This window comes from Actinoplanes sp. NPDC051405 (genome assembly GCF_055586185.1).
This window is the reverse complement of sequence record NZ_JBVJIR010000003.1, coordinates 547,341-566,182: the sequence shown is the minus strand read 5'-3', so window position 1 is coordinate 566,182 and position 18,842 is coordinate 547,341. Positions and strand designations below refer to the sequence as shown.

The window sequence follows — 18,842 nt, the reverse complement described above, 5'->3', positions numbered from 1 at the left end:
CTCCCCCTCCCTGTCTGGGCACCCCACCCCCTCCTTTAGGCCCACCCCAAACCCAACCCCCCCCCCCCCCCCCCCCCCCCCCCCCCCCCCCCCCCCCCCACCCCCCCGCCCCCCCCCCCCCCCCCCCCCCCCCCCCCCCCCCCCCGCGTCCGGTTCAGGAACGCTTCACGTTCTGCACGTCGATCCGGTGGTCCGCCTGTGCCGCCATCGGCTGGCGCACCTCCACCGTCACGTTGTACTCGCCGATCATCGGTACCTGGGACACCGCCTGGTACGTGCCCGGCGACCCGGACACCTCCGCCATCACGATCGGCCCCTGCCGGTGTGACAGCGGCATCGCCACCATGTCGGTGTACGCGACGACCTGGCCCTTGGTGATCGGGCTGTACGAGCCCGGCGCGCTGACCCGGGCGTCGATCCGGATCTGCAGGTCACCGAGGTGCTCGGCCGCCACGTCGATGGAGGCCTGCGGCTGCTTGCCGTTCCCCGCCGCGGCAGCCTGTGATGCGGCCGGCGCCGCCGCCGGAGGAGCCGCCTGCGGACGGGTCACCAGGAAGCCGACCACGCCCAGCGCCAGCGCCACCGTCATGCCCACGCAGATGCCCAGCAGCAGTCCCTGCCGGAACGGCGAGGGCACACCTGGCCGCCGCGAGGGGCCCCGGGGGGCCCGGGCGCGCTTAGGTGCGCGCTCGGGCCGGCCCAGCATCTCGTCGGAGAGACGGAACTTGCTCACCTTGGTGCTCACCGCGGCCCCTCCGCCGCCTTGGCGGCCGATATCGGATGGTCGGGCAGGGCGATCAGGCCGGTCCGGACCGTGGCGTGCACCCGGAACAGACCCCACTGCCCGCCGGTCAGGTGCCGGGCCAGCGTGTTGGAGCGGTAGAGGTAGTCACCCGCCGCGGCCCGGCGGCCACCGGCGCCGCCCAGCACAGCCGGGTCGAGCACGACGTCGTAGCCGACGCCCGGGTTGAACTGGCCCTGGCTAGCCGCCACCTGCGACTGCGGGTCGTTGGGCGAGCGCCGCCACACGTGGTCGTACAGGGTGAAGCTGGTCGATCGGGGCTTGCCGACAGCCTGCGCCACCCGGAAGACCGTCTTGTCCCCCGCGTACGCCTCGAACAGCGGGGTGGACGGGTCACCGTGCACCGCCGAGCTCAGGATGTTGGTGATGTTCTGGTCGTTGGCATACCGGTGCGCCCACGCCTCGTTGCGGTAGTTCACCGCCACCTCGCCCTGGTCCTCCGGGTCGTCGGCCTCCCGGCTCGGGGTCTTGACGAGGTCGAAGTTGTCCGGCACGGGCTGGTCGTCGGCCGGGTTGGCGTTGGTGTCCTTACGGAACAACGCCAGGTCGCTGTTGAGCAGCACGATGTTCTCCCGGAAGTCGGGCTGGCCGGGGTTGCTGATCACCGCGCTGGTGCCGCTGGTCAGCGGCTGGCCGTTCGCCGGGTTGAGGTACGTCGACCCGGCCGGTTCGATCACGAGCGCACCGAACAGGCCGTGCTGCAGATGGCTCTGCACGTCGGCCCGGTCCTGCAGCAGGGCCATCCCGGTCAGGCCGGCCGGCGCCTTCCACCGGTACACCTGGGTGCCGCCCGGGGCGACGGTGGTGTCCGGGTTGCCGCCGATGTTCGAGCCCGCCGACCACTTGTCGTGCTCCAGGAACTGCGGCCGGATCGACGCCCGGGCGCTGACCGGGAACGGCTGGAAGCCCGGCACGTTGTGCTCGTTGCGCGGTGGCTGGTCGATGCAGGCCGGGTAAGCCACCACTCCGGACTTGAAGCCGAGCTGTCCGGGTTCGGTGGCCTCGTGGCAACCGGGTGTCATCTTGGCCGGATCGAGCTGGTTCTTGAAGGTGACGTTGAGACAGTCGCCCGCGTTGGCCCGGATCACCAGGGGTTCCGGTTTCTTGGTGCCGTTGGCCAGCGCCGGCAGGTCGGCCTCGAGGGCGTACATCAGCCCGCGGGGATCGTGGTCGCCGGCGTTGTTGTAGGTGATGTCCTTGTTGATCGCGACGACGGTGAAGTTCTTGACCGTGTCCGCGGTGCCGCACGGGTCGGACATCATCGCGGCCTTCGCGGCTGTGCCGGTCTGGCTTTTCGCGGGCGCGGCGAACTGCGGGCACGGGACCTGGTTGTCCGGCAGTTCATTGATCGGCGCGTCGGCCCCCTTCGGCGGATTCTTGCAGCCGTACGAGCGCAACAGCCCCCACGCACCGAGGAAGAAGTCGTCGGTGCCGCTGTAGTTGTAGAGATAGTCGTGATAGTTGAGCGTCGCGTTCTCGGAGACGTAGTCGTCGAGCGGCACCGTCGCCTCGAAGTACTCGAGCATGCCTATGTGTTGGGCCTGCACGACGTTCGACTGTGGATCCTTGGGTTCGAATTTCCATCTGAAGCGGTCCAGGTTGAAGCCGTGCGACTCCTCCTGGGACAGCTGGAACAGGTTGAACTTCACTTTGTCGCCGGTGAAGGCCTGGAGTAATGGCGTGAACGGATCGCCGTGCACGCCGGAGTCGAACAGGTTCGCCGGATCGCTGTTTCTTCGGCCCTCGAACGGTTCGAGCCGGTAGTTGACACCCATCACGCCCGCGTCGTCGGTGCTGGACGGGAACTTGGCCGGGAAGATCGGCACGCCGTCCGGGGTGATCACCCGGTCGTCGTTGGTGGTGGCGGCGCTGGCCGGTTGGAACATCGGCACGTGGTCCTCGACGAACAACGAGAAGCTGCGGTAGTCCACGCCGTCGGAGACCGTGCCGTTGTAGTCGGTCGCCGTGGTGCAGACCATGTCGAAGACGGTGCCGACGGTCTTGGGCGGTGACGGCGCACAGCCGGCCGGATGGATCGTCGACCCGCCGAACAGCCCGTTGTCCTGATGCACGTTCGGGAAGAAGTGGTCGTGGAACGAGTTCGTCGCCGTGTTCTCGTGCACGAAGTTGCGGTAGGTGATCGTCTGGTTGATGTCGGCGCCCTGGTCGTAGTTCCAGCCGTTGGCCGCGCCGTCGGAGGACAGCACGTCGAACTGCACCATGTGCTGGTGGATGCCGACCTCGTTGGTCTCCTGGGCCCGGTCGAAGACGTTGCCGCCGAACTGCCGGGGCAGCTCGTTGGTCAGCTTGTAGACCACGCAGTCACCGACGTTGAGGATCGGGGCGAACGGTTCCGGTTTTCGCCCGTCCAGCACTGCCTGTTTCTCCGACTGCAGGACGTACACCCGCGACTGTGGATTGACCCATTGCAGGTCCGGGCTGTACTGCTGGCTGATCTCGATGGCCGCGACGTCGTACGTCTTCACCGGCCGCCCGGCCGGGCAGGGATTCTGGAAGAAGCCGCCGGCCACCTGCGCGCCGGGATCGGCGGCGGCCTTCTCGGTCGCGGTCGGCGGGAAGACACCCGCCGTGCCGCGCTCGGGCACGCCCAGTGGTGGCTTCGGCGCCTTGAAACCGAACTTGCCCGGAACGAAGAGCGGGAAGCCCGGTGTGGTGGGGTTCGGTGACAACGGCGGATTCGTGCCGGCCACGGCGGGCTGGTAGTCGAAGTCGGCCAGTGGTTCCAGCCGCGGGATCGGCGTGCCGTCCGGGTTCACCCGGGTGCCGTCCTCGCGTTTGTCCAGGGTCCGGTTGAGTCCCCACATGCCGGTGGCGAAGTGCGGATACAGATGGCAATGGAAGATGATGTCGCCGAAGGTGGCGGCCTTGTCCTTGTGCGCCGAGCCGGCCCCGCCCTGCACCACCAGGCTGTAGTGGCTGCCCGGGGACACGGCCTGCACGTCCAGCACGTTGGTGACCTTGGTCAGGTGGGTGGACTTGCTGATCTCGTCGACCCCGCCCTCGTCCTTGGGGTCGAACATCCACCGGTTCACGTGCCAGTGGAAGGTGTGGGTCTCGAACTCCGCCGGGTGCAGCAGGCGGACCTGGGCCGGTTCCCCGCGGTAGTTGGCGAAGACGAGGTCACCGCCGCCGGGATCGCCGTACGCCCACGAGGACAGCGACGTCTCCTCACCGATGCACCGCTCGGCGTCGAAGCCCTGCCCGGTCCGGCTGGCCGCCGAGCAGCCCACCTCCTCGCGGTTGAAGCCGGGCTCGGAGCGGTAGTTGAACCCGAACCACTCCAGCTTGACCGGGATCTCGCCCTGGACCAGCGCGTCGGCGTCGCCGCCACCGAGGTCGGGCAGCGTGCCCGCGGTCAGCTTGGCCAGCTCGGCCGAGGTGGGCTGGCGGCACTCGTTGCCGCCCTGCTCGTCGCCGGAGCCGGTACGGCAGAAGCGGGTCAGCACACCCGGCTCGGCCTCCACCTCGTCGTGCATGAACAGCACGTTCTCCCGGAAGTCCTTGTTGTTTCCCAGCTTGATGACGGCCCGGGTGCCGGACGCCAGCGGGCCGCCGGTGCGCCCGTCGACCCAGGTGGCGCCGGCCGGCTCGACCAGGATCGCGCCGAAGGCCCCGAACGAGTGCGAGCCGATGAAGCGGACCTTGCCGTTGCTGTCCACCGGCCGGGTCTGCTGCGAGGACAGGTCGGCGCCGTCCTTGAACTGGAACTCGCCCTCGGTCTGGGCGTACAGCCGGTAGGTGAGGGCCGCGCCCGGCGCCGCCGTGGAGTCGGGGTTGTTGCCGACGACCGAGCCGTCGGAGCCCTTGACGTCGTAGTCGAGGCCGTCGAAGTGCATCGAGGCGTTCGGCGCGGTGGCCGGGTCGAAGTCGTTGTCCGGCACGGTGCCCGCCGGGGCGAACTCGCGCGGCGTCGGCGTCACCGTGCCGGCGGCGCGCAACGTCTCACCGGGCAGCGTGAAGATCGCCGAGTTGCGGACCTGCTGGTTGACCGCGGGCGCCGGCTCGTTCAGCCGGTTGGTGAAGCGCACCTCCACGCACTCGCCCTGGTTGACCCGCAGGGTGAGTGGTTCGATCAGGTCGTTCTCGTTGGCCTTGGCCGGGTTGGCCGCGTCCTTGAAGCCGGCCCGCACCTTGGCGATGTTCTCGTCGAGGACGTACATCCGGCCCTCGGGGACGACGTCGCCGAAGCGGTTGAGGAACAGCGGCAGGTTGATCAGCGAGACGTTGAAGGTCCGTGCGGTCTGCCCCGCGACGCAGGGGTTGCCGGGTGACGTGGCCACCGGCGGGGCCGGTAACTGCGCCGCGGTGGCCTGGCTGACCAGCCAGACCGCCCCGCCCGTGACGGAGATCCAGATGCCGGCCCCGATGGCCAGGGCGATCCGGTGCGGCAGCGTGCTTCTTCGCCGGCCCCGCAGGAACAGGACGGGTACGACGGCGGCGAGCAGGATCAGTGGAATGAGATCCGGATAGGACGCGGTCACGGTGCCTCCCCCGTGCATCGACCACGGGGCATGCCGAAAGAGGCCGGGCTGACTGCCTCGGCCGGGTAGCGCGCGATGAATCCCCCGTGGTGCTGCGCTACATCGAAGCCGATGATTGTCGAGCCCATGGTCACTGTCAAGGGCCAGATCAGTACTCTGCGTGATCAACATCGCGGCGTCTGGCGCACCGGCCTCCGGGTACGCGAGGATCGCAGCATGCGTGATCTCTCGCGGCGGTGGGCGTGGCTGGGCGTGCTGGTCATCGGGCTGATCCTCTACGTCATCGTGCTGCGCACCCTGGTACGGACGCAGAACCCCAACTTCATCCCGTCCCTGCTGCTGCTCGGCGCGACCGTGGTGCCGCTCGCCTTCCTGACCTTCGCGCAGGCCCGTACCGGCCACTGGCAGGTGCCGCCGTCGGCGCTCGTGGTGGCGGCCTTCTTCGGCGGCGTCATCGGCGTCGTCGTGGCCGGCACCCTGGAGTACGACGCCCTGCGCGGGCTGGGTGCGCTGCCGATGGTGTTCGTCGCGCTCATCGAGGAGTCCGCCAAGATGATCGTGCCCATCGTGCTGCTGTTCGCGCTGCTGGCCCGGCACGGCCGCCGGCTGCCGTCGGACGGCCTGGTCATCGGGGTGGCATCCGGCATGGGCTTCGCCGCGCTGGAGACGATGGGCTACGGCTTCACCGCCCTGCTGTCGTCGCAGGGCAACATCGGCACGGTCCAGGAGACGCTGTTCGTCCGCGGCCTCACCGCGCCGGCCGGGCACACCGCCTGGACCGGCCTGACCTGCGGGGCCCTGTGGGCGCTGGTGGCCAGCCCGTCGGCCAAGAAGCTGCTGGCGTTCATCGCCACCTTCATCGGCGCCGTCGCGATGCACACCGCCTGGGACACCTTCGGCGGGGCCATCGCGTTCGTCATCCTGGCGATCATCAGCCTGGGCTGGCTGTTCCTGGCCCTGCACCGCTACCGGGCCTTCGCCGAGCACAGCACCTGGGCGCCCCGCGAGCCCCTGGCGATCTAATTGCGCTGGGCGCGACCGCGTTTCCAGTAGCCCATGAAGGCGACCGAGGCGCGGTCCACGCCCCGTTCGCCGACCAGGTGCCGGCGCAGCGCCACCACCGTGCCCGCCTCGCCCGCCAGCCAGGCGTAGAAGGCGCCCGCGGGTTCCTCCGGCACGTCCCAGACCTCGTCCTCTGCGGCGTCCACGGCGACGGGCTGCCCGCACGGCGCCGCGAGATCCAGGTGGGCCCGGACCATCGGCTCCAGCCGCTGCCCGGCCGCGCGGACCAGCCAGGTGATGTCGGCCGGGCCACCGATCGGCAGGCGGTCGTCGCGGCTGGGCACTTCCAGGAACGCGGTGGCCGGGCGGTCCAGGCTCTCGAGGATGGCAGCGGCGGCCGGCAGCGCCGTCTCGTCGGCGGCCAGCAGCAGCCGGGTGGCGCTCGCCGGCGGGCGCCAGGCGATGTCTGCGACCGGGTGACCGTGCGTGGCGCCGATCATCACCACCTTGTCACCGGGCCGGGCCGCCGACGCCCAGCGTGACGCCGGGCCGCTGTCACCGTGCAGCGCGAAGTCCACGTCCACCTCACAAGCGACGGGACGGAACGCCCGGACCGTGTAGACGCGCAGCGGCGCCCACGAGGCCGGTGGGCCGCAACGCCAGGCGGCCAGCCAGTCCGGGCGGCGGGCGAACTCCTCGTGGTCGGCGTCGGCCGGCAGCAGGAGCAGATTGATGCGCTGGTCGAGCCCGTGCCCGGCGAACTCGGCGAGGGACTCCCCGGTCAGCGTGACCCGCAGGAACGTGGTGCTCAGCCGGACCGCCCGGGCCACCCGCAGCGCGAACGGCCGGTAGGGCTCGGCGGCGGGGCGCCGGGTGGGTGCCGCGGCGCGCGATGTCGTCGTCAAAAGACCGGTCCGATCGGTACGGGGTCACCAGCAAAGCAAGGCTACCCTTACCAATTGGCCGGGCTAAGGGTGGTTCCGTCCCGCGAAGAGTGCGCGGGCGCGGGCGACCAGGGCCGGCGAGCCACACTCCTGGGCCAGCTCCAGCCCGTCGCGCAGCACCCGGCGGGCCTGCGGCCGGCGGCGGGCCGCGTTGAGCAGAGCGCCGTGGTCGACCAGGGCCGTGGCCAGCTCGAAGCGCCGCGGCGTGCCCCGCAGCACCCGGATCGCCTCCTCGGCGGCGGCCATCCCGGCCGTGCCCGGGCGGACCTGCCCCTGGATCCGCAGCGCCCGGCCCAGCGCCGAGGCGAGCCCGTGCCGCCGGGTCAGGGCGACCTCCTCGGCGACGAGCCGCTCGGCCGCCTCCCGGGCGCCCAGTCCGACCAGGACGGACGCGGCCGCGGAGCGCCAGGGCAGCACGCCGGGGTGGTCGGAACGCCGCACAGCCAGCCGTTCACCGCACTTGTACAGGTCGGCCAGCCCGTCACCGGGCCGGTCCGCCGCGGTGTGCAACCGGCCGCGGACGTAGCGCAGCAGCAGGAACTCGGGGTCGTCCGGCAGGTCGCCGTCCAGCCCGGCCGCGGTCAGCAGGCTGTCGGCCAGCGCGATGTCGCCGAGGTCGAGCAGGACCGCGAGGCGCCGCGACAGCACCAGCGAGCCGGCCGGGCCGGCCGGTTCGGTGCCCGAGACCGCGAGCAGCTCCGCGGACGCGTCGGCGTCGCGGGCGGCGTCGGCCAGCCGGCCCAGCCGCCGGGCCACCGAGCTGCGCTGCGAGTAGGCCATGGCGAGGCCCGCCGCCGAGCCGTCCCGGCCGGCGACGTCGATCGCGAGCGTGCAGCCGGAGTGGGCCGCCGCGAGGTCGTCCGCGTCGGCCAGCCGGCGCAGGGCATGCAGGTATCGCGGCAGGTCGTCCACGCCGACCGGCGGTGCCAGGGGCACCGGGCGGGTTGCCGGGGGAACGGCGTTGTCACCTGAGGTGATGTCCCGGCCGAGGTCCGCCAACCCCGGCCGTTCGTCACTGACGGTCATGCAAGCGTGTGTACCCTTCCGGGCGTCCGACCCACCATCGATCGGGCTTGGATCCTTCGTGGACCCCAAGGTTTTCCCAACCACGAGAGATGCACAATGCGGCATGCGCAGTCCGACCCAACGCAATCTCGACTTTTCCGCGATCGACGGCCGGCTCAGCGGCGTTTTCGGGGTGAATGTCAGCGAAGCCGCGGAATTGTCCGGTGGCGGCTTCGCGGCCGTGTGGCGCGCCCGCCTGGCCGACGGCCGGGACGTGGTGGTCAAGGTCGGCCCCCCGCCCGGCGTCCGGCTGCTGCGGTACGAGCGTGACCTCATCCCCGCCGAGGCGGCGTACTTCCGGGCCGTCCGCGCCGGCGCGCCGGGGGTGCCGGTGCCGGAGGTGCTGCATGTCGAGGACGACTGGATCGTCACGACCATGCTGCCCGGCAACAGCCTGAGCGAGCCGGCGGACCCCGCCGGGACGGCCGCGGCGGCGACGGTACGCGAGCAGCTCGGTTCCGCGATCGCCGGCCTGCACCGGCTCACCGGCCCGCACTTCGGCTACACCGGCGACCGCCCGGCCGGCACCGACTGGCCGACGGCGTACGGCGCGATCATCGCCGCCCTGCTGGCCGACGCCGCCGACTGGGAGGTGCCGCTGCCACCGGGGATCGACGCCCTTGCCGCCCGGCACCACACGAACCTGGCCCAGGTCACCCGGCCCGCGTTGCTGCACTTCGACCTCTGGGACGGCAACGTGCTGGCTGCCGGCGGCCGGCTGACCGGGCTCGTCGACGGTGAACGCTTCCTCTGGGGCGACCCGTTGCTGGACCTGGTGTCACCGGCCCTGTTCCACCGCATCGAGGAGGAGCCGGAGCATCCGTTCCTGCGCGGGTACGCCGCCGCGAGCGGCCTGGCGCTCGACGACGCCGCCCGGACCCGGCTCGCGCTCTACCGGGTCCACCTCTACACGCTGATGCTGGCCGAGGGCCCGAGCCGCGGCATCCCGGTCGGCAGCGAACGGCACGAGTACCTGACCGTGCTGCTCGAAGGAGAGCTGCGCGACCTGAAGTGACGCAGATGCGAGCACCAACGGCTCGACGGCCTGGCATCTGCGGCCTAGGCTGACGATCGTGACGACGTACCGGATCGGCGAGGCGGCCGAGCTGCTGGGCGTCAGCGTGGACACCGTGCGCCGCTGGATCGACGCCGGCCGGCTGGCGGCCGAGCGGGACGGCCACGGGCACCGTACGGTCGCCGGCGCCGACCTGGCTGCGTTCGCGCGTTCGCTGGCCGACGAGCCCGACACCGGAGCCCGGCGCTCCTCGGCCCGCAACCGGCTGCGCGGCATCGTCACGGCGATCACCCGGGACGCGGTGATGGCCCAGGTCGACATCCAGGCCGGGCCGTTCCGGCTGGTGTCGCTGATGAGCCGGGAGGCCGTCGACGACCTGGGCCTGGAGGTCGGCTCCCCGGCGACCGCGGTGATCAAGTCCACGACCGTGGTCGTGGAAAGAGGGGACGACGCATGAGGGCACGACGGCTGGCCGCAGTCGTGGTGGCCGCACTCCTGGCGCTCTCCGGGTGCAGTTCCCCGGTCTCGGACGAGCCGGCCGGCGGCGGCTCGCCCGGTTCAGCCGGCCCCGGCAGCGACGCCGCCGGACCCGTGACGGTGCTGGCGGCGGCCTCGCTGACCGAGTCGTTCACCGCCATCGGTACGAAGTTCGAACAGCTCAACCCGTCCGCCGAGGTGAGCTTCTCGTTCGGTGGCAGTGCGGGCCTGGCGCAACAGATCACCGCGGGCGCCCCGGCCGACGTGTTCGCCGCGGCCAGTGCCGCCACCATGAAGACGGTCACGGACGCGGGCGCCGCCACCGGCAGCCCGGTCACCTTCGCGCGCAACCAGCTCGTCATCGCGGTGCCGAAGGGCAACCCGAAAGGCTTGACCACGCTCGCCGCCCTGGCCGGCTCCGGCGTCAAGGTGGCCCTCTGCGCCGCGCAGGTGCCGTGCGGTGCGGCCGCCGGGAAGGCGTTGTCCGCGGCCGGCGTACGGCTCACGCCGGTGACCCTGGAGCAGGACGTCAAGGCCGCGCTGGCCAAGGTGAAGCTGGGCGAGGTCGACGCCGCGCTGGTCTACCGGACGGACGCGAAGGCGGCGGCCGCCGACGTCGACGGCGTCGAGTTCCCCGAGTCCGCCGGGGCGGTCAACGACTACCCGATCGTCGCGCTCGAGGACGCACCGAATCCGGCCGGTGCGACCGCCTTCCTCGCTTTCCTCCGGACCCCCGAGGCGCAGCGGATCCTCACCGACGCAGGGTTCCAGCAGCCCTGAGCCGGTCACCGTCCCGAGCGCCGCTGGCCCTGGCGATCCCCGCGATCGCCGGGCTGGCGTTCCTCGTGCTGCCGCTGGCCGGGCTGCTGATCCGGGCGCCGTGGACAACCCTGCCGCAGCGGCTCACCGAGCCCGGCGTGCTGGCGGCTCTGCGGCTGTCCCTGCTCACCGCGACCCTGGCGACCGTGGTGTGCCTGCTGCTCGGCGTACCGCTGGCCTGGCTGCTGGCCCGGGCCCCGTTTCCCGGCCGGCGGCTGGTCCGGGCGCTGGTGACCGTGCCGCTGGTGCTGCCTCCGGTGGTCGGCGGGGTCGCGCTGCTGCTGGTCTTCGGCCGGCGCGGCCTGGTCGGCGAGTGGCTGGACGCCACGTTCGGGTTCAGCCTGCCCTTCACCACCGCCGGGGTGGTGGTGGCCGAGGCCTTCGTGGCGATGCCGTTCCTGGTGATCAGCGTCGAGGGGGCGCTGCGCGGGGCGGACTCCCGCTTCGAGGAGGCCGCGGCGACGCTGGGGGCGAGCCGGTGGACGGCGTTCCGGCGGGTCACGCTGCCGCTGATCGGGCCGGGGGTGGCGGCCGGGGCGGTGCTGTGCTGGGCCCGGGCGCTGGGTGAGTTCGGTGCGACGATCACCTTCGCCGGCAACTTCCCGGGGCGCACCCAGACCATGCCGCTGGCCGTGTATCTGGCGCTGGAGCAGGACCTGGACGCGGCCATCGTGCTGAGCCTGGTGCTGCTGGTGGTCAGCGTGGTCATCCTCGCCGGGCTGCGCGACCGCTGGCTGGGTGCGCCGTGAGCCTGGACGCGCGCCTGGTCGTCCGGCGGGACGGCTTCACGCTGGACGCCGTGCTGCGCGCGGAGGCCGGTGAGGTGGTAGCCCTGCTGGGCCCGAACGGCGCCGGCAAGACCACCGCTCTGCGGGCGCTGGCCGGGCTCGTCGCCCTGGACGACGGTCACATTGAGCTCGACGGCGAACGCCTGGACGACCCGGCGGCCAAGGTGTTCACCGCGCCCGAGCACCGGCACATCGGCGTGGTCTTCCAGGACTACCTGCTGTTCCCGCATCTGTCCGCTGTGGAGAACGTGGCCTTCGGGCCGCGCTGCCGGGGCGTGCCGCGCGCGCGGGCCCGGGCCGAGGCGGCCGAGCTGCTGGGCCGAGTCGGGCTCGCCGAGCACACCGGCAAGAAGCCGCGGCAGCTCTCCGGCGGTCAGGCGCAACGGGTGGCCCTGGCCCGGGCGCTCGCCACCGGGCCGCGCCTGCTGCTGCTCGACGAGCCGCTCGCCGCGCTGGACGCCCGGACCCGGCTCGACACCCGGGCCCACCTGCGCGGCCACCTCGCCGGGCACGCCGGGCCGACGGTGCTGGTCACCCACGACCCGCTGGACGCGATGATGCTGGCCGACCGGCTCGTCATCCTCGAGCACGGCCGGGTGGTCCAGACGGGCGACGCGGCTGCGATCACGTCCCGGCCGCGCACCGACTACGTGGCCCGGCTGGTGGGACTCAACCTCTACCGCGGCCGGGCGGAGGGCGAACTGGTCCGGATCACCGAAGACTTCGCCCTGACCACGGCGACGCCTTTGCACGGCGACGTGTTCGTGGCGTTCCCGCCCGCCGCCGTCGCCCTCTACGCGGCGCGCCCCGACGGGAGCCCCCGCAACACCTGGCGGGCGACCGTGGCGGCCGTCTCCCGGCACGGGGACGCGCTGCGCATCGAGCTGACCGGCGGGATCACGGTGGCCGCCGACGTGACGCCGGCGGCCGCCGTGCAACTGGGACTCGAGCCCGGTCGGGAGGTCTGGGCCAGCCTCAAAGCGACCGAGGCGACGACCTACCCCGCCTGAGCCGTGAAGGTGTAGCTACCGGAGGCCAAGCTGTAGGCCGCCGCGCCACCGCTGTAGCCCTGCGGCACAGCTTCCGCCGGGGCGGTGACAGCAGCCGCGGACGGCGCCGGGACCTGGACCGTGGCCGTCGCGTTCGGCGGGACCACCACCTTCAGCGTCAGCGTGGAGCCGGTGCGGGTCCACTCCGAGCGCGTCTGGCCGTACCGGGTCTGCAGCGAGGCGGTCGCGGAGGTGACCGTACCGCCGGGTTCGGGGGCGATCAGCACCTGCCGGTAGCCCGGCGCGGCCGGGGCCACCCCGCCCACCGTGCGGTAGAGCCAGTCCCCCACCGAGCCCAGGCCGTAGTGGTTGAACGAGTTCATCCCCACGTCCTGCAGCGAGCCGTCGGGCCGGATCCCGTCCCAGCGCTCCCAGATCGTGGTCGCGCCGCGCGAGTTCATGTAACCCCAGCCGGGATAGTCCGGCTGCTGCAGGATCCGGTACGCCGTGTCGGCGTGCCCGTGCTCGGCCAGCACCGGCAGCAGGTTCTCCACGCCCATGAAACCCACGGACAGGTGCCCGTTGCGGCTGGCCACCTTGGCGGCGAGCTTGTCCGCCACCGCCTGGGCGCGGCCGGCGGGCACCAGGCCGAAGGCGAGCGCGAGCACGTACCCGGTCTGGCTGTTGCTGCCCACGGTCCCGTCGGCGGCGACGAACCGGTTGGTGAACGCCGCCGCGATCTGGTCGGCCAGCGTGCCGTACCGGGTCGCCTCGGCCGTGCGCCCGGTGGCCGCGGCCATCCGCGAGAGCAGGCGCGCCGACCAGCCGAAGAACGCCGTGCTGGAGACGTCGTTCGGGGTGTTGTCGTCGACGTTGAGCCAGTCACCGAAGGTCTCGTGGTCGCGGATGAGGTCCGCGCCCGCGGTCGACCTGAGGTAGTCGACGTAGCGGGCCATGGCCGCGAAGTGCTTGTCCACGACGGACAGATCGCCGTAGCGCTGCCACACCGTGTACGGCACGATCACCCCCGCATCGGCCCAACCGGCCTTGCCCGCGCCGTCGATCACGGCCGGGGCCACGTCGGTGAACGCCCCGTCGGCCCGCTGGGCGTCGACCAGGTCGTCGGCGAACTTGGTGAGCAGCCCGTGGGTGTCGAAGTTGAACGTCGACGTGGCCCCGAACGCCGCGATGTCGCCGGTCCAGCCGAGCCGCTCGTCACGCTGCGGGCAGTCGGTCGGGATGGACAGCATGTTCGAGCGCGCACCCCAGACGATGTTGTGCTGCAACTGGTTGACCAGCGGATCGTTGGTGGTGAAGGTGCCGGTCTCGGCGCCATCGGTCCAGGCGGCGAGCCCGGTGAGGCTGTCCGCGGTGGGCGTGCCCGGGAAGCCGGTCAGCTCGACGTACCGGTAGCCGTGCACGGCGAAGTGCGGCTCGAAGACCTCCGGCGCGCCGGTCCCGGCGAGCGTGAAGGTGTCCGTGGCCTGGGCGGCGCGCAGGTTCGCGGTGTAGAGCGTGCCGTCCGCGTTCAGGATCTCGCCGTGCCGCAGGGTCACCCGGGTGCCGGCCGGGCCGGTCACGGTGAGCCGGTTCCAGCCGGCGAAGTTCTGCCCGAGGTCGGCGATGAAGACGCCGGGCTTCGGCTGGGTGATGCTCTTCGGCCGCAGCTGCTGCTGAACGGTGACGCCGGGGTCGACCTGGGCGACCAGCCGCGGCTTCGCGGCGGTGCGGACGGTGACGGCGGTGCCGGCCCCGGGCCGGATCCGGGCATCCTGATCCTCGCCGTGGTACAGGTCGTCGGCGACGATCACGCCGGCGGTCGCCGACCAGGAGCCATCGGTACGCACGTCAGCCCGCGTCCCGTCGGTGTACTCGATGGACAGCTGCGCCGAGTACCACGGCGAGGTGCCGTAGCGCTGGCTGCCCGCGAAGCCGATGTTGCCCGAGTACCACCCGTTGCCGACGAGTGCCCCGAGGGTGTTGCTGCCCTGCTTCAGGCTGCCCGTGACGTCGTAGGCGCGGTACTGAAGTCGGTCGTTGTAGTCGGTCCAGCCGGGCGCGAGCCGTTCGGCGCCGACCTTGGTGCCGTTGAGATAGGTGTCGTGCAGGCCCAGCGCGGTGGCGAAGAGCCGGGCGCGGGCGACCGTCTTGCCGACGCTGAAACCCTTGCTCAGGTACGGCGTCGGGTTCGGCACCGTGACCTGCGCGCCCCACGGGCCGGCGCCGTAGGCAGCGGTCACCTTGGCCGCGGCCCAGCCGGAGTCGTTGAAGCCCGGCTGCTCCCAGCCCGCCGGACCGGACTGCGCGGCCTTCCACGTGCTGCCGGTCGCCACGGTCGTCGAGCCGCTGGTCAGCTTGGCGATGACACTGGCCGGTCCGGCCACGTTGTTGGCCGCGGCGATCGCGATGGTGTTCGTCCCGGTACGCAGCTGCGCGGTGACGTCCACTGTGGTCGCCCGTTTCCACGAGTCGGTGACGCGGCGCGACGTGCTGACCCGGGAACCGTTGACCCACACGTCGGCGGTGTCGTCGCCGGTCACCACCAGGGTGGACTTCGCCACCGCGGCCAGGTCGAAGGTGCGCCGGAAGAACCGCTGCTCGGCCGGGGCGGTGGTCGCCGGGTCACCCTCGGGATACCAGATCCACTCGGCGCCGGTGAGGTTGGCCGTGGCCGGGCCGCCGATGAAGTCCGCCTGCCACTCCGCCGCAGGGTTGAACAGGCCGGTGTCGAAGCGGGCGGCGGCACTCCACGGGCTGGGCCGGCCCTGGGCGTCCCAGACCCGTACCCGCCAGTGGTAGGTGCGGTTGCTGGCCAGCGCCGGTCCGCCGTACGCGATGTCCACGCTCTGCCCGGAAGTGACCTGACCGCTGTCCCAGATGTCCGCGGCGCCCGGGGTCGTGCCGACAGTGAGCTGGTAGCGGCCCTGCAGCTGGCCGGTGGCGGCCGAGACGAGCCGCCAGCCGAAGCGGGGCTTGGTCGTGTCGAGGCCGACCGGGTCGGTCCGGCGCTCGGTGGTCAGGCCGGCGAGTGTGACCGGCGAGCCGGCGCCGGGGTCGGGACCGCCGACGTCGCTGCGCCACGGCCCGGTGCCGTACGCGCCGAGGTCCTTGGCGGCGGTCCAGGTCTGCGGCACCGAGTCGGCCGCCTGCCAGCTGCCGTCGGTGACCAGGTCGACAGTGCTCTGCGCGGTGGCGACCCGGATCCGGCCGAGGACACCGGCCGGACCCACGCTGGTGTTGCGCGCGGCGATCGTCAGGGTGTTGCTGCCGGGCCTGAGGGCGGCGGCCAGGTCGACGTAGCGGGCGGTCTTCCAGGAGTCGGCGGCCCGGGTGGAGCCGGCGAGGTAGGTGTCGTTGAGCCAGACGTCGACCGTGTCGTCGCCGGTCACGACCAACTGGGCGTCGGTGTAGGGGCCGGCCGGGGCGGTGAAGGTGCGGCGCAGGTAGCGGGTGGCGGCGGGGGCGCTCTGCGCGGGCTCCCCCTCGGCGAACCAGATCCAGTGCGCGCCGGCAAGGCCGACCGGTGCGGTGATCAGGGCGGCGGCACGGGAGACGGGAGGCGCTGCGGCGGCCGGGGAGCCGGGGAGCAGCAGGAGGGCCGCGGCGAGCAGCAGCGGTTTGCGGGCATGGGGGGATAGGGACTTGGCCATGCGATTCTCCTCGGTGGGGGGAGGTGCGCGGGGCAGCGGATCAACGCATTTAAACGTTTCAATGCGCTGACCTTTCGAGCGTAGGACGAACTACAAGATCCACTCAAGGGGTGCGGGATACGGTGGTCCGCGTGCAGGCACTCGAACTCGCCGACTACCGCGCGGCGGTGGCCCGGATCTACCTGACCGCGACCGACCTCTCCGACTTCCGCGCCCGGCGTGACGAGCTGTTCGCGTACCACCCCCAGTCACCGATCCCGAGCACCGGCGACTTCGAGGGTCTGTCCTACTTCCCGCCGAACGAGGAGTTCCGCGCCGAGGTGGAGCTGCGCCCGGCGCTGGGCGAGATCGACATCGACACCGGCGGGCCGGACGGCGTGTGCCACTACGACCGGGTGGGCATCCTGGACACCCCGTGGGGCGAGCTGTCGCTGTGGTGGCTGGCCGCGTACGGGGGTGGTCTGTTCCTGCCGGTCCGCGACGCGACCTGCGGCCCCCAGTCGTACGGCGGCGGCCGCTACCTGACCGACACGGTGAAGGGCACGCACGGTCGCGGCCTGGAGATGGTCTCCCGCACCCGCGTCCTGCTGGACCTCAACTACCTCTACAACCCGAGCTGCGCGTACGACGACCAGTGGCTCTGCCCCCTGGCACCCCCGGAGAACAGGCTCACCACCGCGATCACCGCCGGCGAGCTCAAGTACCACTGACCGCGCGTCCGATTTCTTCAAGACGGTGCCGCCGCCGGGCTCCTAGGCTGCGGCCATGGATGATGTCTTCGCCGCTGCCGAGCGGTTCGTCCGGGCCGAGGCCCGGCTGCTGGAGCAACGCCTGTTCGACACGCTCTTCCACGGGGCACCGGCCGGCGGGGTCGTCGACGCCCTGCGCGGTTACCAGAACGAGGACGGCGGTTTCGGCCACGGGCTCGAGCCGGACAAGTGCTGCCCGGCCAGCCTGCCCCTGGACGTCGAGATCGCCTGGCAGACCCTCGTCGCCGCCCGGACCACCGATCCGGAGATGCTGCGACGGGCGGCCGGCTTCCTCGACAGCGTCGCGGTCGACGGCGCGGTCTCCCTGGCCGCGCCGGTCATCGAGGCCTACCCGCGCGCCGAGCACCTGACGGACTGGACCTACGTGCCGGGGCTGAACCCGACCGCCGGTCTCGCCGGCCTGCTCTACCAGCTCGACTTCGCCCACCCGTGGCGCGACGCGGCCACCCGCTACTGCTGGCAGGCGCTGGAGGAGAACCCGCCGCCCGACGACGCGCACGCCCTGCTGGAGGTGTTCGCATTCCTGGCCCACGGGCCCGACCGGGAACGCGCGGACAAGCTGATCCCCGCCGTGACCGAGCGCCTCATGAGCACCTCGATGTTCCACCTCGACCCCGAGACCGAGGGGTACGGCCTGACCCCGCTGCACTTCGCCCCCACCCCGGACTCGCGCTGGCGGTCCCTGTTCACCGACGCCCAGCTCGACGGGCACCTCGACCACCTGCTGCGGGCCCAGCAGCCGGACGGTGGCTGGCCGCTCAGCTGGGATCCGCCGAGCACCGCGGCCCGGCTGGCGTGGCGCGGCCGGGTCACCGTGGAGGCGCTGCGCACGCTGGAGTCGTACGGCCGGCTGCGACGATGAGGGCATGCGTGCGGTGATCTACGACCGGTTCGGTGAGCTGCCCGAGCTTCGCGACGTCCGCGACCCCGAGCCGCCCGAGGGTGGAGTCGTGGTCGCCGTCCGCGCGACCGGGCTGTGCCGCAGCGACTGGCACGGCTGGCGCGGCCACGACTCCGACATCCGGCTGCCGCACGTGCCGGGTCACGAGTTCGCCGGCGAGATCGCCGCGGTCGGTGCGGGTGTCCGGGGCTGGCGGGCCGGCGACCGGGTCACCGCGCCGTTCGTCTGCGCGTGCGGGACGTGCCCGGCCTGCCTGGCCGGCGACCAGCAGGTCTGCCACCGTCAGGAGCAGCCCGGCTTCACCTACTGGGGCTCGTTCGCGGACCTCGTCGTGGTGCCGCACGCCGAGACCAACCTGGTGCGCCTGGACGACCGGATCGGCTTCGCCGCGGCCGCCACCCTGGGCTGCCGGTTCGCGACGGCCTTCCGCGCGGTGGTGGCCCAGGGCCGGGCCCGTCCCGGCGAGTGGGTCGCGGTGCACGGGTGCGGCGGTGTCGGGCTGTCCGCGGTGATGATCGCGGTGGCGGCGGGTGCCCGGGTGGTCGCCGTCGACGTGTCGGCCGAGGCGCTGGCCCTGGCCCGGCGCCTCGGCGCGGCCGCCACGGTCGATGCCACGACCCCGGCGGTCGAGACGATCCGGGAGCTCACCGGCGGCGGCGCGCACGTCTCCCTCGACGCGCTGGGCAGCCAGGTCACCCTCACGGCTTCGATCGAGGGGCTGCGCCGGCGGGGACGGCACGTGCAGGTGGGACTGCTGCCGGCGGTGACCGGGCGCCCGGCGGTGCCGATGGAACTGGTCGTCGCGCACGAACTGGAGATCCTGGGCAGCCACGGGATGCCGGCGCACGCGTACCCGGAGATGCTGTCGCTGGTGGAGTCGGGCGCGCTGCGCCCCGGCGAGCTGATCACCGGTGAGCTCGCGCTCCCGGACGCCCCGGCGGCCCTGGCCGCCATGGACAGCGGCGGCCCGGCCGGCGTCCAGGTCATCGTGCCCTGAGCTGCCCAGGGGCAGACCCTGCGGCGATGGCCCGGATCAGTGCCGCAGTTCGGCCACCTGCCGACCGTTGCCGGCCAGGCTCAGCGGCGTCGTGGTGCCCAGCTGCACCCAGCCGGCTCGT

The 18,842-nt window shown here is 72.4% G+C and carries 14 protein-coding genes; 9 read left to right on the top strand and 5 right to left on the bottom strand.

All coding sequences use genetic code 11. The annotated features are described in order from the left end of the window. Positions 1-154: 154 nt before the first annotated feature. Positions 155-745: a hypothetical protein gene (locus ACZ6S4_RS10515; protein ID WP_465474637.1), complete on the bottom strand. Its 591-nt coding sequence runs from the start codon at positions 743-745 to the stop codon at positions 155-157. Beyond that, complete coding sequence (locus tag ACZ6S4_RS10510) at positions 742-5,304, bottom strand: hypothetical protein (protein ID WP_465474636.1); 4,563 nt, start codon at positions 5,302-5,304, stop codon at positions 742-744. Before ACZ6S4_RS10510 ends, ACZ6S4_RS10515 begins: the two co-directional genes overlap by 4 nt. Before the next feature lie 216 nt (positions 5,305-5,520). On the opposite strand from ACZ6S4_RS10510, the gene ACZ6S4_RS10505 reads away from it, so the two are divergent. After that, positions 5,521-6,327, top strand: a complete 807-nt coding sequence (locus ACZ6S4_RS10505) for a PrsW family intramembrane metalloprotease (protein WP_465474635.1) — start codon at positions 5,521-5,523, stop codon at positions 6,325-6,327. On the opposite strand, the gene ACZ6S4_RS10500 is transcribed toward ACZ6S4_RS10505, so the two are convergent. Both ACZ6S4_RS10500 and ACZ6S4_RS10495 read right to left on the bottom strand, forming a co-directional pair. Beyond that, the gene (locus tag ACZ6S4_RS10500; protein ID WP_465474634.1) at positions 6,324-7,211 is read right to left on the bottom strand and encodes a siderophore-interacting protein; all 888 of its coding nucleotides are present in this window, start codon (positions 7,209-7,211) and stop codon (positions 6,324-6,326) included. The two genes, ACZ6S4_RS10505 and ACZ6S4_RS10500, sit on opposite strands and share 4 nt — an antisense overlap. 63 nt (positions 7,212-7,274) lie before the next feature. After that, positions 7,275-8,276 (bottom strand): hypothetical protein, encoded by a 1,002-nt coding sequence (locus ACZ6S4_RS10495; RefSeq protein ID WP_465474633.1) that lies wholly within the window; start codon positions 8,274-8,276, stop codon positions 7,275-7,277. Positions 8,277-8,379: 103 nt separating this feature from the next. Here ACZ6S4_RS10495 and ACZ6S4_RS10490 point away from each other — a divergent pair, with 103 nt between their 5' ends. Genes ACZ6S4_RS10490 through ACZ6S4_RS10470 form a run of 5 tightly spaced genes read left to right on the top strand, consistent with a single transcriptional unit; the run spans position 8,380 to position 12,424 of the window. Then, entirely contained in the window at positions 8,380-9,330 is a 951-nt protein-coding gene (locus ACZ6S4_RS10490) for a phosphotransferase family protein (RefSeq protein ID WP_465474632.1), read from the top strand. Positions 9,331-9,388: 58 nt separating this feature from the next. Beyond that, on the top strand, positions 9,389-9,787 hold the full coding sequence (locus tag ACZ6S4_RS10485) for a TOBE domain-containing protein (protein ID WP_465474631.1): 399 nt from the start codon (positions 9,389-9,391) through the stop codon (positions 9,785-9,787). Next, a complete protein-coding gene (modA, locus tag ACZ6S4_RS10480) occupies positions 9,784-10,587 on the top strand; it encodes a molybdate ABC transporter substrate-binding protein (RefSeq protein ID WP_465474630.1) in 804 nt (267 codons plus the stop codon). Before ACZ6S4_RS10485 ends, modA begins: the two co-directional genes overlap by 4 nt. Continuing rightward, entirely contained in the window at positions 10,584-11,375 is a 792-nt protein-coding gene (locus ACZ6S4_RS10475; RefSeq protein ID WP_465474656.1) for an ABC transporter permease, read from the top strand. Before modA ends, ACZ6S4_RS10475 begins: the two co-directional genes overlap by 4 nt. After that, a complete protein-coding gene (locus ACZ6S4_RS10470; RefSeq protein ID WP_465474629.1) occupies positions 11,372-12,424 on the top strand; it encodes an ABC transporter ATP-binding protein in 1,053 nt (350 codons plus the stop codon). The genes ACZ6S4_RS10475 and ACZ6S4_RS10470 overlap by 4 nt, the downstream gene beginning before the upstream one ends. Here ACZ6S4_RS10470 and ACZ6S4_RS10465 read toward each other — a convergent pair. Next, positions 12,412-16,053, bottom strand: coding sequence for a family 78 glycoside hydrolase catalytic domain (locus tag ACZ6S4_RS10465; protein WP_465474628.1), 3,642 nt, complete (start codon positions 16,051-16,053; stop codon positions 12,412-12,414). The genes ACZ6S4_RS10470 and ACZ6S4_RS10465 overlap by 13 nt on opposite strands. 131 nt (positions 16,054-16,184) lie before the next feature. Between ACZ6S4_RS10465 and ACZ6S4_RS10460 the strand changes: the two genes are divergently transcribed. The 3 genes from ACZ6S4_RS10460 to ACZ6S4_RS10450 are packed head-to-tail and all read left to right on the top strand — an operon-like array spanning position 16,185 to position 18,721. Then, entirely contained in the window at positions 16,185-16,763 is a 579-nt protein-coding gene (locus tag ACZ6S4_RS10460) for a DUF1684 domain-containing protein (protein WP_465474627.1), read from the top strand. Between the two features lie 55 nt (positions 16,764-16,818). After that, on the top strand, positions 16,819-17,685 hold the full coding sequence (locus ACZ6S4_RS10455) for a hypothetical protein (RefSeq protein WP_465474626.1): 867 nt from the start codon (positions 16,819-16,821) through the stop codon (positions 17,683-17,685). 4 nt (positions 17,686-17,689) lie between these two features. Further along, positions 17,690-18,721, top strand: coding sequence for a zinc-binding dehydrogenase (locus ACZ6S4_RS10450; protein ID WP_465474625.1), 1,032 nt, complete (start codon positions 17,690-17,692; stop codon positions 18,719-18,721). Positions 18,722-18,842: the final 121 nt, after the last annotated feature.

What these genes read in the sequence shown, in the direction of transcription:
- ACZ6S4_RS10465 (WP_465474628.1), bottom strand. Translation starts at nt 16,053, where the DNA reads ATGGCCAAGTCCCTATCCCCCCATGCCCGCAAACCGCTGCTGCTCGCC.
- ACZ6S4_RS10505 (WP_465474635.1), top strand. Translation starts at nt 5,521, where the DNA reads ATGCGTGATCTCTCGCGGCGGTGGGCGTGGCTGGGCGTGCTGGTCATC.
- ACZ6S4_RS10490 (WP_465474632.1), top strand. Translation starts at nt 8,380, where the DNA reads ATGCGCAGTCCGACCCAACGCAATCTCGACTTTTCCGCGATCGACGGC.
- ACZ6S4_RS10455 (WP_465474626.1), top strand. Translation starts at nt 16,819, where the DNA reads ATGGATGATGTCTTCGCCGCTGCCGAGCGGTTCGTCCGGGCCGAGGCC.
- ACZ6S4_RS10495 (WP_465474633.1), bottom strand. Translation starts at nt 8,276, where the DNA reads ATGACCGTCAGTGACGAACGGCCGGGGTTGGCGGACCTCGGCCGGGAC.
- ACZ6S4_RS10450 (WP_465474625.1), top strand. Translation starts at nt 17,690, where the DNA reads ATGCGTGCGGTGATCTACGACCGGTTCGGTGAGCTGCCCGAGCTTCGC.
- modA (WP_465474630.1), top strand. Translation starts at nt 9,784, where the DNA reads ATGAGGGCACGACGGCTGGCCGCAGTCGTGGTGGCCGCACTCCTGGCG.